General features: G+C 38.4%; 13 protein-coding genes and 2 pseudogenes. 9 read left to right on the forward strand and 6 right to left on the reverse strand.

Going from position 1 to position 16,645, the window contains the following annotated elements; all coding sequences use genetic code 11:
• Window positions 1–187 precede the first annotated feature (187 nt).
• Together M3226_RS27515 and M3226_RS27520 are read left to right on the forward strand one after the other, a co-directional pair.
• Window positions 188–1,102 (forward strand): catechol 2,3-dioxygenase, encoded by a 915-nt coding sequence (locus M3226_RS27515; protein WP_251572161.1) that lies wholly within the window; start codon window positions 188–190, stop codon window positions 1,100–1,102.
• Window positions 1,103–1,150: 48 nt separating this feature from the next.
• The gene (locus M3226_RS27520; RefSeq protein ID WP_251572163.1) at window positions 1,151–1,480 is read left to right on the forward strand and encodes a 2Fe-2S iron-sulfur cluster-binding protein; all 330 of its coding nucleotides are present in this window, start codon (window positions 1,151–1,153) and stop codon (window positions 1,478–1,480) included.
• Window positions 1,481–2,242: 762 nt separating this feature from the next.
• On the opposite strand, the pseudogene M3226_RS27525 reads toward M3226_RS27520, so the two are convergent.
• Window positions 2,243–2,802 (reverse strand): annotated as a pseudogene (locus M3226_RS27525) (IS4 family transposase); the annotation flags it as partial.
• 290 nt (window positions 2,803–3,092) lie between these two features.
• On the opposite strand from M3226_RS27525, the gene M3226_RS27530 reads away from it, so the two are divergent.
• The 3 genes and pseudogenes from M3226_RS27530 to M3226_RS27540 all read left to right on the forward strand — a co-directional run.
• Window positions 3,093–3,332, forward strand: a complete 240-nt coding sequence (locus tag M3226_RS27530) for a hypothetical protein (protein ID WP_251572165.1) — start codon at window positions 3,093–3,095, stop codon at window positions 3,330–3,332.
• A 210-nt stretch (window positions 3,333–3,542) separates the two neighbouring features.
• Window positions 3,543–3,752, forward strand: coding sequence for a TM2 domain-containing protein (locus M3226_RS27535; RefSeq protein ID WP_308211996.1), 210 nt, complete (start codon window positions 3,543–3,545; stop codon window positions 3,750–3,752).
• Window positions 3,753–3,991: 239 nt separating this feature from the next.
• Window positions 3,992–4,550, forward strand: a pseudogene (locus M3226_RS27540) (IS3 family transposase); the annotation flags it as partial.
• A gap of 132 nt (window positions 4,551–4,682) precedes the next feature.
• On the opposite strand, the gene M3226_RS27545 reads toward M3226_RS27540, so the two are convergent.
• The 5 genes from M3226_RS27545 to M3226_RS27565 form a co-directional block, all read right to left on the reverse strand.
• Window positions 4,683–5,960: an MFS transporter gene (locus tag M3226_RS27545; RefSeq protein ID WP_251572167.1), complete on the reverse strand. Its 1,278-nt coding sequence runs from the start codon at window positions 5,958–5,960 to the stop codon at window positions 4,683–4,685.
• Window positions 5,961–6,053: 93 nt separating this feature from the next.
• Window positions 6,054–7,190 carry a mandelate racemase/muconate lactonizing enzyme family protein gene (locus M3226_RS27550; protein ID WP_251572168.1) on the reverse strand — a complete coding sequence of 379 codons (1,137 nt, stop codon included), beginning with the start codon at window positions 7,188–7,190 and terminating at the stop codon, window positions 6,054–6,056.
• Between the two features lie 333 nt (window positions 7,191–7,523).
• Entirely contained in the window at window positions 7,524–8,288 is a 765-nt protein-coding gene (locus M3226_RS27555; protein WP_251572201.1) for an SDR family oxidoreductase, read from the reverse strand.
• 42 nt (window positions 8,289–8,330) lie between these two features.
• On the reverse strand, window positions 8,331–9,347 hold the full coding sequence (locus M3226_RS27560; protein ID WP_251572170.1) for a zinc-dependent alcohol dehydrogenase: 1,017 nt from the start codon (window positions 9,345–9,347) through the stop codon (window positions 8,331–8,333).
• 410 nt (window positions 9,348–9,757) lie between these two features.
• Window positions 9,758–10,552 carry an IclR family transcriptional regulator gene (locus M3226_RS27565; protein WP_251572171.1) on the reverse strand — a complete coding sequence of 265 codons (795 nt, stop codon included), beginning with the start codon at window positions 10,550–10,552 and terminating at the stop codon, window positions 9,758–9,760.
• A 740-nt stretch (window positions 10,553–11,292) separates the two neighbouring features.
• On the opposite strand from M3226_RS27565, the gene M3226_RS27570 reads away from it, so the two are divergent.
• The 4 genes from M3226_RS27570 to M3226_RS27585 all read left to right on the forward strand — a co-directional run bounded on the left by M3226_RS27570 (window position 11,293) and on the right by M3226_RS27585 (window position 16,641).
• Window positions 11,293–11,523 carry a hypothetical protein gene (locus tag M3226_RS27570; RefSeq protein WP_251572173.1) on the forward strand — a complete coding sequence of 77 codons (231 nt, stop codon included), beginning with the start codon at window positions 11,293–11,295 and terminating at the stop codon, window positions 11,521–11,523.
• Window positions 11,524–11,846: 323 nt separating this feature from the next.
• Window positions 11,847–12,038: a hypothetical protein gene (locus tag M3226_RS27575; protein ID WP_251572175.1), complete on the forward strand. Its 192-nt coding sequence runs from the start codon at window positions 11,847–11,849 to the stop codon at window positions 12,036–12,038.
• A gap of 2,229 nt (window positions 12,039–14,267) precedes the next feature.
• Entirely contained in the window at window positions 14,268–15,206 is a 939-nt protein-coding gene (gene pfkB / locus M3226_RS27580; protein ID WP_251572177.1) for a 1-phosphofructokinase, read from the forward strand.
• 13 nt (window positions 15,207–15,219) lie between these two features.
• The gene (locus M3226_RS27585) at window positions 15,220–16,641 is read left to right on the forward strand and encodes a PTS fructose transporter subunit IIC (protein ID WP_251572179.1); all 1,422 of its coding nucleotides are present in this window, start codon (window positions 15,220–15,222) and stop codon (window positions 16,639–16,641) included.
• Window positions 16,642–16,645 lie beyond the last annotated feature (4 nt).

Consider the following 16,645-nt stretch of genomic DNA (forward strand, 5'->3'; position numbering starts at 1 on the left):
ATTTACTTGTTAGTCATATTCCGATGAATTATATTGGTGGCACCTGGATTTGAAGAACTATATGAGAGTATATGTAAAGAAATAATCGTTAATTCAAAGGTAAGGATAAGGCCCAGATTTATGGTCATGGCAATTGAAACGATTGGATTTACTTCTAATTTACATTTATTTTAGTAGGAGGATAAAAATGGCAAAAATTTTGCGTATTGGTAGAGTTGAATTAAATGTATTAGACTTAGAGAAATCAGTAGACTACTACACAAATATTATCGGGCTAGAAGAAACCGGTCGAATGGGTGACAGTGTCTATTTAAAAGCATGGGATGAATTTGACCATCATAGCGTGATTTTAACAAAATCATATTCTCCAGGAATGGCTCATGTAGCATTTAAGGTTGAGACATTAGATGATTTAGCCTATTACGAAAAGAAAGTAGAACAGTTTGGTTGTACAACGTCAAGAACTTCAAAGAATAGTAGATTGGCAGAGGGAGAAGCAGTTCATTTTATTTTACCAACTGGACACCATTGCGAATTATATCATGAAATTGGTTTCCTAGGAACAGCAGTCGGATTTAGAAATCCACATCCTTGGCCACTAGGTTGGAAGGGAATTGCACCACATCGTTTAGATCATATTTTATTAACGGGTGAAGATTTAAAAACTGTTACTAGATTTTTTGTTGAAGCCCTTAACTTTAGACAAAGTGAAAGAGTCGTTACTGAAGGTGAAGAGGAGTTATTAGGAAGCTTCCTATTTACAACGAATACTGCACACGATATTGCATTTGTAAAAGGCCCTAATTCTAAGCTTCACCATGCAGCTTTCCATGTTGATTCCATTCAGGATGTCTTTAAAGCCGCAGATTTATTGTCAATGTATAATGTTCCATTTGATGTAACTCCCACTCGCCACGGTATTTCAAGAGGGGAAACAATCTATTTCTTTGATCCTTCTGGAAATCGTAATGAAGCCTTTGCCAACGGATATATGAGCTATGCAGACATGCCAACAATAACATGGGATGCATCTAAAATTGGAACCGGAATTTTCTATCATGCAAGAGAATTGTCTGAATCATTTATGAAAGCGCTAACTTAATTTATATAGAATAATTTAATGGATTGATTAGTAGAAGGAGGGAGACCAATGTACAAAGTTAATCTTACGTCTAGGGGGCAACAATTTGAATTTAACTCATCTCCAGACCAATCACCTCTTCAAGCAGCTCGAAATGAATTTATTCCATTTCCATCTGGATGCCGTCGAGGAGGATGTGGTATGTGCAAGGTGAAAGTATTGAGTGGAGAATACGAACAGAAGTTGGTTCGTTCACATGAGGCACTATCTGATCAAGATTTAGAAAACCGCTATGCCTTAGCGTGTTGTATGACCATTAAGAGCGATCTTGATCTAATTACTATAGAAGATTATGAGAAATATATGCAGAAAGACATTCTGGAAAAGACGACGAAATAAAATCGTCATATCAAAAATATAAATTAACGTATTAATAGCACTAAAAATTCTAGGCGATTACAAACAATGCGTAGATACAGAATCTAGAATGACCACAGTATCCGAGGGTGCATGACATGTTCATGATACCGTATGCCAATAAAAAGAACGCTAAACAGGTTGTTCCTTTAGAAACGGAAATCAAGCTGTATGACAATTGTGCAGTCATCACTTTATCTGCAAAAGTGAGTGAATGTCATTGTTTTAGGTATACAATAAAAGATACCTAGGGCATGTTTGTGAAAGCAAGCATCCCTCAAATTTCACCTCTTGGCTGGGAGCAGATGCCACAATCCGTGTTGTCCCAAATGTTGGAAGGGGAGATTATAGAGAAATATTGTTTAAGTAATGTCTAAGTGAACATAATGATTCAGTTGAATGTGATAATGAGAAAGTATTGGAAATCTTTTTTATTGATAGGAACGATACAACCCCAACTTTTCAATTCTCTAGCAAATGACTGGTTGGACAGAACCTAAGAATTCTATAAATTAATAATTTTGACGAAGTTCCTAGATTACCAATTATGATTTATTTTTCTCAGTTTTCTCCACAAGAATCGAGTGGTCTAATTGGACATGTTAGACTTATAACTTTTAAACCTTCTTATCTTTTTCTTTATTAAGATGAGGAGGTTTTTTAATCAAAAAATGAAATTTCAAGACTTCGTGATAATCAAACGGAAAAACGTTAAAAAAAATCGTAAAAATAGTAGAAATTAACTCAACTTTCGCAGACTGAAATAGGCAGGTATGCCTTGATATAGTTAGGTAGACCTGCAATCCATTGCTGTAGTTGACTTTTTATTAACTTTTGAATTTTTTTGTTACTCTCTTTAAGGGTATCTTCAAGAAGCTCGATTAATTGATGTAGCGCAATAGCCCAATCGAGGTCACTTATTTCATCACAAAGTTCATAAAACAACTGCCGAGTGTTCTTTGATCTGTGCTACATCGGTTTTGCCGGGATAAAACGATATAACGTGCAAAGACAATCGTTGTATGACTGATTAAAGAATCATACGAGCGACCTTGAAACTCCTTCTGGAGTTTTAATAGGGATTTAGTTGTTTTGAAAAAGACTTCTATGTCCCATCTCATACCGTAAATTCTGATAATTTCTTGGTCACTTAACGTACAGTCTGTACTCAGAATCGCCAGCCATTCACTCTTTTTATTACGGTTGCGAACAAAAACTACTTTGACTTGAACATTATTAGCTTGGATTGTATGAATGGAACGAAGAAGTCCCTTTTTCCCTTGAATTGGTGCTGCTAAACGATAGAAAGTCAGTGAATTTTCAGAAAGAAAATAGATCCATATAAAAATAAAAGTTTAGAATAGATGGGACATAGGGTTAGGTTCCTTGTCCCAGTAGGTGATATTTAATATATCTTTTGCTTGTTCAACAGTTTTGTAGGATCTTCAATTGAATGGCGCTATTCTTGAGGATTGGCGCTCATTTTGCAATTTAGTGCCATATTGTTGAATTGAATATTGTTTGCGATTTTACTTTATAGATAATTAATGGATGGTATAATAAGATCAAGAACAATTGGACGGGGGAGTAATTTGTGGAAGAAATCTTAAAGCAAATTTTGAATGAACTAAAAGAAATGCGCGTAGACATAAATGAATTGAAACAAGGACAGAACAGACTGGAAGTTGGGCAAGAAAAATTACACAAGAATCTTGTCGATAGTTTAGGATTATACACAGATAAAATTGTTGATCATATCGATGATAAAACTGAAGTATTAAACAAAAGAGTCTACAAAGTAGAAACAGAGATTGAACGATTAAGCAGACAGTAGGGAATCATACAGCCCTTACTGTCTTTTAGTTTATATCTCAAAAACTAACCGGAAATCTAAGTGTTATTCTAAAAACTGGCCATTATCTACAGTATCTTCATAAAAAAGTTGATAGAATAGCTCTTTTATCATTGACTATATGTAGCCATTGATAAGGTGTTTAAGGATTTGACTTGGAGCCTCTGTGGGCACGATTTGTCTTGAAAGTGTATCTTTGGATTAGCAGGTCTTCACCGTTTCTATATTGGTAAGATTGGTACAGGTGTTCTTTACTTAATCACATTCGGATGGTTCGGTATTGGTTTAATCTATGACCTATTTACTATTCCATCACAGGTTAGAACATACAACGCGTTAAAGAGTGCTTCAAATCATCAACATGTTGTCGTAAATGTTGTTAACAATAATTCAATTAACTAAGGGATTGCCACAAGGTAGTCTCTTTTTTTATGGGTAGGCAGTACCCTTTACTAAGTCTTATAAATAATTAAAGTCCTAATGACAAAGAGAAAGTTATCGGAAAGCGTTGGTTGGTCATAATCAAAAGCAATGGTAGGAGATAGGTAAAACAATTTAAAGAGTATATTCCGTATATTAAAGAAGGAAATAGAGACCTATTTACAGAAGAATCTAAAAAATTCGGCTTTGCAGAGCCATCTCGTTCTTACCGTGGAAATGTAGGGAAAATTACCCCTAATATCCTGGAGCGCGAATTTAAGGCTTCAGAGCCGAACGAGAAGTGGGTAACGGACGTAACAGAATTTCATTTACACGGGGAGAAGCTAGATTTGTCCCCTGTTCTAGATTTATACAACGGAGAAATCATCGCTTATAACATAGAAAAACGTCCTGTTTACCTACTTGTTTCAAAAATGTTGGACAAAGCTTTAGAGCGTTTAAAAGATGGAGACGCCCCCATCCTCCACTCTGATCAAGGTTGGCATTATCAAATGAAGCAGTACCAACATGCTTTAAAAGAACATGGAATCACTCAAAATATGTCACGTAAAGGGAATTGTTTAGATAACGCAGTCATGGAGAATTTCTTTGGGTTATTAAAGTCTGAATTACTCTATTTAACAAGAATTTGAGAGTATGGAGCAATTTAAAGTAGAATTAGAGAAATATATTTATTACTATAATCACAAACGGATTAAGGCAAAATTAAAAGGCATGAGTCCGGTTCAATACCGAGCTCATGCCCAAGTAGCTGCCTAAATTTTTGTGTCTAACTTTTTGGGTTCAGATCATTTTAGTGTGGTCTTTTTCCTAAATAACTATCAACACCAGTAACGCTTACATCATTTATTTTTGTCCTCCAGAAAACACTCTCATTTAATGACTATTAGCTTAAGCTACTTTTGTTCCTTTTTTGCTTTTTTCCATTGGTTTTACAAAGATGTAAACAAGGATGCTTGCCACAATTGCGAACCCTCCAGCTAAGAAGAAGGCGCCTGTATAACTACCTGTTGACTGAACAACAAATCCTGTAATTGATGGTGCAACGATACCTGCTGTATTTGCCAGAAAATGAACAAATCCACTTACGCCTCCAACATTTGTACCTTTTACACTGTCTTGAACAATTGCCCAATAACAGGAGGTTGTAATATACATGAAGAAGATTCCTACTGACATTAATGCCAGTGCTGAACCTAAAGTAGATGCCAAACCTGTCATCCCAACACAAACGGCAGAAACTAGCAATCCAATTACAATGATAATCTTACGGGAGAAAAGTAACTTATTCGTTAGTTTATAAATATAATCTGAGATAAATCCTCCAGATGCCAGGCCTATCGCGCCAACAATCCATGGTAAGGTATTCGCATAACTCATTGATTTCATGTCTAAATGACGGGCAGAAGTTAAGTAGCTTGGGAACCATGTCATGAAAAAGAATAGAATATAGCTATAGGCAAAGAATGCAAAAGCTGTGAACAAAATCGACGGCTGACGAAGGTAAAAACTTAGTTTTTTATTATCTTTTTCAGCAGTACCTTTTTCTGGGTGTAGACTAGCTTGAAGTTCAGCGATTTCTTCTTTGGTGATACTTTTTAATTGACTTGGGTTCTCTTTTACAATGAGTAACCAAGCTGCTACCCATATAAGGCCGATAAGACCAAGGATTATAAAAGATATTTTCCAACCTGCAGCTAATGCAATAGCTGTAATAATCGGAGCAGAAATAGCACCGCCAAGAGGGTTACCTGCGAAGGCAATCGCAACTGCCCTCGCGCGTTCCTTTTCTGGAAACCAGACACTTAGTGTTTTATTAGTTGCTGAACCATTTGGACCTTCAGCAGCACCGAAAATAATCCGAATGACGAACAATGAAACAAAACTAAATGAGAACGCTGTCAAAGCTGCAAATAAAGACCAAAGGCCCATAGCGCCGGCAAAAACTTTTCTAGGCCCCAATTTATCAGCAAAGTATCCCCCGACAAAACAGAATAAGGCATAACCGACGGCAAAACTACTAAAAATAATTCCCAAAGAGGCCGGATCAAGTTTTAAATCCTTTGATATCATTGGTGCCAGTACGGACAAAGCTGAACGGTCAATATAGTTAATAAGTGAGGCAATAAATAGTAATACAAGGATAATATAACGATATTTTTTAAACATGAAATTCCCTCGCTTTTATTTATTTTTTTCAAATTAATCCGCCCAAATGCGTAGCCTGTCTACTAATTGCTTTTTAAAATGGTGAAAACTTTCTTATTTCATAACACGTTCTCTGCTTTGAAATTCAGCTTTATACGGGGCCAATTTTTCAAAGTCAAATATTACCCCTGTTCCCGGAATAGTCGGTGCAATAGCTCTTCCTGTTTCCTTGTCGATGACAAGAGGACGAGTCGTATATTCATCAATTGGGAAACTGTGCACCTCCATATAAGCGGAATGCGGTATTGCGGCCATTAAGCTGACATGTAATTCCTGCATGCCATGGGTACAAATGGGCAGGTTATAGGCAGAGGCAAGTTGAGCTACCTTTAACCATCCAGTAATTCCACCTATATTAGATGCATCCGGTTGCGGAAAATCGATTTTTCCACGGGAAATCATGTTTTGGAATTCATAAATAGTATGAAGATTTTCTCCTCCAGCAACAGCAATTCCACCTTCTTCGGCAATGCGGTGGTAGCCATCATAATCTTCCGGAATCGTCGGTTCTTCTAACCAAAGGATGTTATATTCATTCAATTTTTTCGCTGCTTTTATTGCCGTTTCAACAGTCCATTTCATATTGGCATCAACAGCAAAAACAATGTCAGGCCCAATTAAATCGCGCACAGCAGCTACACGGTTAAAATCCTCCAATAGGGTCTCTTGACCAAGCTTAATTTTGACCGCTTTAAATCCTTTATCTAAATAACCCTGTATGTTGCTAAGCAATTTTTCCATTGGATAGTTCAAATCAATTGCTCCTGCATAGCATTTTGTACTATTACTTGCCCCTCCAACCAATTTATAAAGTGGCTCATTGGCTTTTTTGGCACGAAGATCCCAAAGTGCAATATCAACAGCTGATATTGCAAAAGTCGTAATTCCGCCTCTTCCCACATAATGAATTTTCCAGTTCATTTCTTCCCATAATTTCTCAACACAACTGGCGTCTTTACCGATTAGAAAAGGCTTTAACTCATGCTCAATAATACTACAGATTGCGCGTCCGCCGAGTCCACCCGTATAGGTGTATCCGACACCTTCAGATCCATCCTCTAATATAACTTTTACAATTGGTACCTCAAAATGGGTATGAAGTCCGTGCTTAGCATCACCCATCACTTCAGGTAATGGAATACTATAATATTCAGTGATAACGTCTACAATTTTTCTGCTGAATTCAGCCATAATGAACAGTCCTTTTCATATTTATCGAAAGCGTTTACAATATTTAGAATAACCGCGATATTAATATCCTTCCTAAGATTGGTAATGGAAGGTGACAGCTTTTGTATTGATATCCATAATGAATTCTTAAACTTATTTGGTAACTCGACAGATGAGTTTCTGAATTTAGACTTGCTTTATTCTCGTTCTCAAATTCAGCTTTGATATCCTCGTAAACAGCTACTTTACTATTAAAATATAAACATACTATCCATCGATTAACAATATCTCAATATCTTTTATCCTATTTACTAACTCAATTGCATTTTAAAAGCGCCAAGTTATGGATTTAATTTATCTGGAAAGCCATCCTCCGTCAACGACAGCAATGTGTCCATTCATATAGTCAGATGCTCTCGAGGCCAGAAAAACGGCAACCCCTTTAAAATCATCCGATTCCCCCCAACGTCCAGCAGGAATACGTGAAAGGATTGAAACTGATCGTTCTGAATCACTTCTTAGTGCCTCTGTATTATCCGTGGCAATATAACCAGGTGCGATGGCATTTACCTGTACTCCTTTACTTGCCCATTCATTGGCAAGCGCTTTTGTTAATTGCCCGATTGCCCCTTTGCTAGCAGCATACCCGGGTACATTTATTCCACCTTGGAAAGTCAGAAGAGATGCGGTAAATATTATCTTTCCGGATCCTCTTATTACCATATTCTTTCCAACCTCCCTACTTAGGATAAATTGGGAATCGATATTGACTCTCATCACCTGATCCCAATATTCGTCCGAATGTTCTACTGCATCTTTGCGTAAAATAGTCCCTGCATTATTGACCAATATATCAATCACCGGGAAATCTGTTTTTAATTGGTCAATGAATCGATAAAGAGCGTTGCGGTCAGCAAAATCACAGGTGTACCCCTTGAAATTGCGACCTAAAGCACGTACTTCATTCTCAACATCACTACCACTGGATTCAAGTGTTGCACTGACCCCAATAATGTCGGCGCCGGCTTCCGCCAAAGCAATGGCCATCGCCTTTCCAATTCCACGCTTTGCTCCAGTAACAAGGGCCACTTTGCCATCCAACTTAAACATGTCTAGCACTTTCATTTGTTTCACTCCTTGAGCTTGATTTAGTCCTAATCATTAATCGCAATTTATGAGAATTTTCATGGCTTTTCCACCAGCTTCCATCTGTTGGAAGCCCTTCACCAAATCCTCTAGGGGATAGGTTTCGGTTATAATTCGATCAAGTGGCAATTTTCCAAATGAGGCTAATTCAATCGCTTTTTCGAAGTCAATACGTTCATACACCCTTGCGCCTGAAAGCTTTAATTCTCTCCAAAAAAAGCGATGAAGATCTACTTTTGCAGGTTGGCTGAAAATACCGACAACGACAATTCTTCCTCTCGTGCGAGGCAGCGCTGTCATGACTTCGGCCCCTACAGCAGATGATGTTACTTCGAAGACAACATCCGCTCCGGCTCCTTTGGTTCCCCTCTGGACGTATTCGACAATATCTTTTTCTTTAGGGTTAATCGTATTGATTCCCAATTCTTTTAACAATTCCAAGCGGAATGGATTTATTTCCGATACCAATACTTCTGCTCCTGCTTCTTTTGCAACCAAAGCAATCAGCGTTCCAATAGGCCCTCCTCCGAGAACAACCACATATTCTCCTTTCTGTACTTCCCCGATCCGCACATCATGGCAAGCAACAGCCAATGGTTCTATTAACGCCCCATGCTCCAGTGACAATCCTTCAGGCAGTGGTAAAACGGTATGGGAAGGGACGGTCCAATAGTTTTGGAATGCTCCTGGTGTTTCAATACCGAGAAACCTCAGGTTATGGCAGATGTGATTGTGCCCTGCCTGGCAAGCCGGGCATTCGCCGCACGAATCCAAAGGCATTACTGTTACACAATCTCCTATTGCAAAATTGGTTACACCTTCTCCTACCGCATTTACAATACCAGACATCTCATGACCCATAATCTGTGGAAAGGTAACCCGCTTATCCATATGCCCAAGGTAAATGTGTAGATCTGTCCCGCAAATACCTGTGTGGGAAACTTTAATTTGCACTTCTCCTGACTTCGGTTCAACTTGATTAAACGTTCCAATGCGAATGGTTTTATTTCCTTCATAAAATGCCGCTTTCATAATAATCCTCCTCATTTTTTTGCTTTAATTTTTCGAAAAGAATGTAAATTTCATTTCCCTCGTAGGCTTCCAACATGCATATTTGGATACCTAGTAAGTAAAGAAGGAAATTGAGAATCTTTTCTTGAGAGACCCAATTTACTTGAACTCATGCTTTCGTTACCGCTTTCATAAAAAATTTGAAGAGTGAAATGGGTGTGGTTTCCTTGTTTGGCCTACTTAATGCTTTCTTTACTATCAGATTAGAGTTTTAGCATTTAATTGAAACCCAGTTCCTTTTTATAATAATAACTTTAATAAAATCGGAACCTTATTCCATTTTTATACTAAACCAATAAGAAAAATGTGTCAATTATTATTTTTGAACAAAAAAAAGCCAATGAATAATCATTGGACTAGTTGATATATTTCTAAAATCTATTTGAGCGAATAGCTGAAACGTAGCCAAGCCTCCTAGAAATATGCGTGCTCTTTTCTTTCAATAGCTGAGATATGGATTCTTGCTCTTCAAGGATGCGATTGGTAGGTCCTGCTACACTAATAGCGGCCACGACTTGACCGGTATAATTAAATATAGGTACCGCAATAGAGCTTAGGCCTTCATCATATTCTTCATAGTTGAGAGCAATTCCCGATTTCCTAATTTTTGAGAGTTCCTCTAGAAATTGTTCGTTATTCGTAATGGTTGTATCCGTGTACCTTTTCAATCCTTTTTGGTCGATGACCATTTCAATCTCTTCTAACGGAAAGAAAGCGAGTATGGCCTTTCCCAGCCCTGTACAATGAAGCGGATTTCTAGTTCCTAAGTTTGCATTTGTAATGACAGAAGATGTTCCCTCGACCTTATATATATAAACAATTTCTCCCTCGTTATAAACTGCCAAGAATGAAGTTTGTTTTGTAAGCGTCGATAGTTCCCTTAAATGCGGAATGGAGGCATCCACCAAATCGACATTTTTTAATCCAGACATTCCGATTTCAATGGCTTTAAGACCAATGGAGTATTTTTCAGAAGTTGGATCTTGCTCAACAAATCCAGCTTGCATTAACGTATCCAATATACGATGGGTTGTACTTTTTGGGAGTTGTACAGATTCTGACAATTCTTTAACTCCCACTTTACCGCCCGCATGTGAAAGGAATTCCAATACCAGTAATGCCCTCTCTAGTGTTGAACTTGTCTTTAATTGTTCGTCTTTTCTCATAGTAAAACCTCATATTAAGATATATTATAAATTATCTTACCAAAATTCTTTGCATTAAAACAATAAATAAATTAATTACTCTAAATTGAATTAATAGCTGGGAACCATTTTTTTGCAAAGGGAGGGGGCATAATAATCTAGTTTCTCAATGGGCTTAAACATAAAATAACAATAGCACCGCCAACAAGATATTTCTACTTTACATTCTCTCCATAAAACCATTTTCCTTAACAAATTGAAACAATATAAGAGCGAGACATCGAGAATAAATATAAAAATTAATGATACGTGTTACAAAATCCCCGAATCTTATTGACAAGGAATAGCAAGGTACCTTGGCTATACTTACATAGAATATCTAACAATTGACGAGGACTGATTGACAATAATAAACATAAAGAAATAACGTATAATTTAAGGTTTATCTCAAGATGAATTAGCAGTAATGACTGGCTATGGTCTTCTTACTATGACATATTGTATCAAATGACTACGAAGCTCTTTATGGGCCGGATAACGTATATGCTCTAGGAAATAGACTATACGCCTGGTACTGTTAATATTCGCGTAAGGACGATGCGAGTATTTCTGTGATATTGTTACGAAGATAAGATATGGTTTAGTGAGCCTATACATAAGTGCTTTAAACCGATTAAGGAGCCTGTTGAGGTGGTTGAAGCGTTAACAGTAGAAGATTATCGCCGTTTTATTGCGGCCTTGATGATGAGACCTACTTAGGATTGAGACCAAAGATTATGACGTTTGTCCTTCTTGATACAATGGTTCTTGTTTGCGAATCGGTTGATATGAAGCGCCAACATATTGATTTTAAAACCATATCTATTCGCTTGGAAGCTGCAGATACTAAGACAAGGGTAGGTCGGGTCGTTCCTATTTCCGCTAGAACTGCTAAATTATTATGCGAGTATTTGCAGGAAACTGAGGAATCGGCAATGAGTACGTATTCTTAACGTATGAAGGAGAAAAGATCGGCGAGGCTACGATCCGTGATAATCTGAGGATCTGCTCCAAAAGTGGGAAGATTAATAATAAACGTGTCAGTCCTCATACTTTATGACATACTGGGGCTTTATTCTAAAACCTTAACGGTGGGATCCGTTTAGTTTGCAACGGATACTCGTGCATCCGCATATGAACATGGTCCGTCGTTATGCAGATGACGAACATGGACGTACAGAATCAGCATAGCACTCATTCTCCGCTTAATTACGTATTTTAAATAAAAAAGAATATTCAAAAAAACTAAGCGAAATATTATTTTGGAGGTGAATCTATGTCTTTCCAAGAAGATATTATGTTAATGGTAAAAAATATGGAAGAGAATGAAGCGAAAAAGTTACTTGTTTCTATATTCTTGAAATTACAAAAGGTGAATAACTATGATTACTCAAAAGAAAATGCATACGAAGATATAAAAGAGTTATACCGAGAAGCAGTTGTCGGTAAAATGATGTTTGGTGAATAATACGTGTTCTACGCTACCTTAAAAGGTGGCGTTTTGTGCGACGGGCAGGCGCATAGAGTGTTAACTCAGTTAACACTCTTCTTTTCATTATCTGAAAGGGACGTCATCTCGGTGAAACGACTTGGGAGGATAATGAAACTGAATCCCAGATGGTGAAAATCCATACCCGAGGAGACTGATCTAGCTCGGGAAGCTTAATCTAGTGCAACACCGTGAGGGTTGTCTGAAGGAGATGCGGTAAGTCGAGAGACCCGTAAGCGAATAGGTAGACCCTAATGCAATAAGTGTGAAGCTGGCGGCGAGATAAATTGGCGTCTTTTCGAAATGTAAGGAAGCCCACTCAAAAGGCATTTCCTTTAGAAGTCAGAACGAGGAAATGTGACTTATAGCGTGGTGGTGCAGGGTATTCTTAGAAGAGATATGCGATGCCCCCGTGAGGAATCCACCCTACCGAACAGGCAGGGTTCTAGTCTTTAAGGGTAATCCGAAGTGACGATGAACGGGTGGAGTAGTCAGACATTCTCATAGTACGGAAGTAACTTGATGACCATAACATCAAGTGAACGGAAGGAGAATGACCTATGGCTCCAAGTCATGAACAAGATGTAATGTTAACAATCATGTTACTGCGGTAAAACCGTTTGAATGTACATCAAGGAAAGGCGTGGAATACGCAATGAATCAAGAGTGCAAATTTAAACTACACAGTGTTTATGGACAAATATTATTCGACCGAAAACTTACCCAATGCTTTGAACAAGTGAAAGCAAACAAAGGTGCAGGCGGAAATTGAATCAGCAGGGAAAAAACATCATTCTTGAAGTATCGGCCAAATTCCATCTTCCACAAAGCGAATATCAACTCCTAGAGTCGGGGTGTAACACACATTTTTCCCGACTTTGATACAATAATAGATTGTGATACGTAGTTGAAACAAAAGGAAACATTGAAGATTGCACAGCCGTAATGGCCGGTTTAGACAATGATCTGAATTCATTTAGATTTGGAGGCTACAGCGTTACTTATTTTCCAAGAATTAAAGTCACGCAATTTACAGCAGTTGCGCTTGGTTGACAAAGAGGCTCTGAAATTAGATGATCTTCAAATAGTAACACAAGGGAGACTTGATCCCTACCAGGTAAAGTGGTCAAAGTATGAAGGAACGATTACTTATAAGGAGTTTACATCCGAGACAAGGGGAGAACAAAGTTTATTTCGCCAATTGGTTGAAGGCTGGGTCAACTGCAAGGTAAATTTCAACATCTAACGGCAGTAGTTCACTTACTTAGCAATAATATACCGTCTGTAAATGATCAAGTGAGTGCTGATGAACTTTCACCACCAAGGCCTTTCGCTGCCTTTCTTCGTGAAGTGTGGGAGCGGCTACATCATGAGGAGGAGTCTGAAAGTTTTCAAATTCCGGCAAATGGAAAAAGACTTGGTATGAGCTCGTAGAGAAATCGCAATTAGGGGAGGACATTTTCCGGAAGTTTATAGCTAGCTGTCGTATTGATTTGGGATTTTCAATTTATGAACGTCTAACTGCCATACAGGCTGCAGAAAGAGGTTCAGTACAACAGGATATGAGCACATCCGTAATAAAGTATTTACTTTGCAAGCGATGCTTACTTTTGCTGGCATGAATTTAAAAAAGATGGCCAACTGGACATGGAAAAGTCCAGAAATGGCGTAACAATATAGGCATAGGATAGGCCTAACTTTTGCTCTTACGAGCAAAAAAACAACTAAAAGGCACCCGGATTGGCTCATCCGGATGCCTTTTGTCTACAATCTGAGTCCTTCTTAAAAGAAGGAATTTTTATGCTATAACAGGATCAACAATAAGGGTGCCTTTTCATAAAGGCTTCTCCTTTTAGAATTGAGGCTTACGTCGAATTTAAGACCATACCGGAACTATTTCCATTAATCATGCTTTCTCTAAATCCGAGGATTCGGACAAAATTATCGGATTGAATTTAGGGGCAGATGACTATCTATTAAAGCAGTCTATATGGCCATTCAAAGATAAGTTAGTATCCTTCCTCCAACAGCAATGTCCCGTTTAAATCGACTGCAATTAGTTTCCATATTAACCTCTAATAAAAACATCACGATACTACTATAAATATAATTTTACATATGGAAAAAACCCTTACATATTCTGAAAACATTTACTTCTTTATCTATGCAATAATGAAATCGTAAACAGATTAACATACATAGAAAGGAGTGATTCCTATTATTTATACATGCACACTCAATACGGCGATTGATTTATTCATGGATGTTGATTCACTTCATCCATCCGTAGTTAATCGAACGAACACAGAAGACTATCAGCCAAACGGAAAGACAATTAATGTATCAATTATGCTTAAAAGGTTAGGAGTTAATAATACTGCGTTAGGCTTTATTGGCGGGTTCACAGGAAAATATATTGAAAGTGAGCTGCAGAAATTAGGAATTATCACAGACTTTACTGAAATAGAAGGAATTACCCGAGTAAATGCTTTTGTCCGTGCCGGTGACCAGGAATTTAAACTTGTGAATAAGGGTCCGGAGATTTCATTAGATAAAAAAACGGAATTAATTAATAAAATCAACAAAATACCAAAAGGAAGCCTTATTGTAGTATCGGGCAGTTTTCCAAGGGGGATAACCGATGATATTTATGAAGAAATTGCGAACGTTTCCAAACAGAATGAACTTCGATTAGTTCTGGATATAAGTTCCAAAAAGCTGCTTAATTGCCTCCGTTACCACCCTTATTTAGTGAAACCGAATAGGGAAGAGCTTGCTAGTTTCTTTGGCAAGAATGAGATAACGGATGATGAGCTACTAGAGTTAGGCAAGGAGATAATTAAGATGGGAGCACAGCGGGTGCTTGTCTCCTTAGGAGAGGAAGGATCACTATACATCTCTGAGAGCGAAGTTGTCCGAGTTACGACCCCTCAGGGAAAAGTGATTAATACAGCTTGTGCCGGCGACGCACTATTAGCCTCTTTCTTGGGAAAAATCGTGCTTGGAGAAACAATTGAAGAGGCACTTCGCTTTGCTTCAGCAACTGGTGCCGCGACTGCTTTTTCAATGGGACTTGCAGATCTTGAAGATGTACCAGGCTTAATGAAATCAATTAACGTTTATCATATTACACAGCCAATAAATTAAAGGTGGGAAGATTGTGAACAAGATTAAAATTATTGCCGCAACCGGGTGCCCAACGGGGATTGCCCATACATTTATGGCGGCAGAAGCGTTAAAGATTGCTGCTAAAAAACTAGGGGTAGAAATTAAAGTCGAGACACACGGCCAGGTCGGAATTGAAAACGCTCTTACGGAAAAAGAAATTCGTGAAGCGGATGGAATCATTGTCGCAGCGGATAAAGATGTCCAAGTGGAAAGGTTTGCCGGCAAGCCAGTCGTCGATGTTCCAGTGGCAAAAGCAATCAGAGGAGCGGAGGAATTAATCAAGTCAATCATCGATGGAAAAGCACCTGTTTATAAAGCTAGCAAAAAAGCGGTTGCCGCTGCGGAGGAAACACAAGCAGGAGCTACTATCGGACGGGCGATTTATAAGCATTTAATGAATGGGGTATCACATATGCTTCCGTTTGTTGTCGGCGGAGGGGTGCTAATTGCAATATCATTTTTATTCGGTATTCATTCAGCTGAACCAAAGGATCCAACCTTTAATCCGATTGCTAAACTGCTGAAGGACATTGGCGGATTTGGGTTTCAAATGATGGTACCAGTCCTGGCTGCCTATATCGCAGCATCGATAGCGAATCGGCCGGGTCTCGTTGCCGGGTTTGTCGGAGGGATGATTGCCTCTACTGGAGGAGCAGGTTTCCTGGGCGGTATTGCCGCTGGTTTCCTTGCAGGTTATGTGCTTGTCCTTCTTTCTAAACTTCTGCAAGGAATGCCAAAGTCGTTAGAAGGATTAAAAGCAATTTTCCTCTTCCCGGTTTTAAGCCTTTTAATTACAGGAGCAATCATGATGTATTTGGTTGCACCGATGACGGCAATTAATGAAGGTATGAAGGTGTTCTTATCCAACTTCCAGGATGCCAACCCATTATTATTAGGACTTATTATCGGCTGCATGAGCGCATTTGACATGGGCGGTCCGATAAACAAAGCTGCTTATGTTACAGGTACAGCATTGTTGGCTGAAGGAAATATGTACTTTATGGCTGGGGTATCAGCAGCATGTATTACACCACCGCTTGTAACCGCCTTTGCCACTGTCTTATTTAAAAAAGAATTCAACGTATCAGAACGAAATGCAGGCCTTGTCAACTTTATCTTAGGCTCAACACATATTACTGAAGGTGCCATTCCATTTGCTGCAAAAAATCCGGTAGTGGTTATTCCAATCTTAATGGTTGCTTCATCGATTTCAGCGATTTTAACGTACTTGTTTAAAGTACAAGTACCGGCACCGCACGGAGGATTTTTGGTTCTGCCGGTTGTAACGGGAGCACTTCAATGGGTGATTGCAATCCTTGTAGGCTCCATAGTCGGAGCGATTTTATATGGATTTTCTCGTAAATTAAGCAGAAAAAAAGTTCAGGAAACCGAAGAAACAAACATGGTTGCATAGAAGG

The organism is Neobacillus cucumis (assembly GCF_023715505.1).

What these genes read in the sequence shown, in the direction of transcription:
- M3226_RS27515 (WP_251572161.1), top strand. Translation starts at nt 188, where the DNA reads ATGGCAAAAATTTTGCGTATTGGTAGAGTTGAATTAAATGTATTAGAC.
- M3226_RS27520 (WP_251572163.1), top strand. Translation starts at nt 1,151, where the DNA reads ATGTACAAAGTTAATCTTACGTCTAGGGGGCAACAATTTGAATTTAAC.
- M3226_RS27545 (WP_251572167.1), bottom strand. Translation starts at nt 5,960, where the DNA reads ATGTTTAAAAAATATCGTTATATTATCCTTGTATTACTATTTATTGCC.
- M3226_RS27550 (WP_251572168.1), bottom strand. Translation starts at nt 7,190, where the DNA reads ATGGCTGAATTCAGCAGAAAAATTGTAGACGTTATCACTGAATATTAT.
- M3226_RS27560 (WP_251572170.1), bottom strand. Translation starts at nt 9,347, where the DNA reads ATGAAAGCGGCATTTTATGAAGGAAATAAAACCATTCGCATTGGAACG.
- M3226_RS27565 (WP_251572171.1), bottom strand. Translation starts at nt 10,552, where the DNA reads ATGAGAAAAGACGAACAATTAAAGACAAGTTCAACACTAGAGAGGGCA.
- M3226_RS27575 (WP_251572175.1), top strand. Translation starts at nt 11,847, where the DNA reads ATGTCTTTCCAAGAAGATATTATGTTAATGGTAAAAAATATGGAAGAG.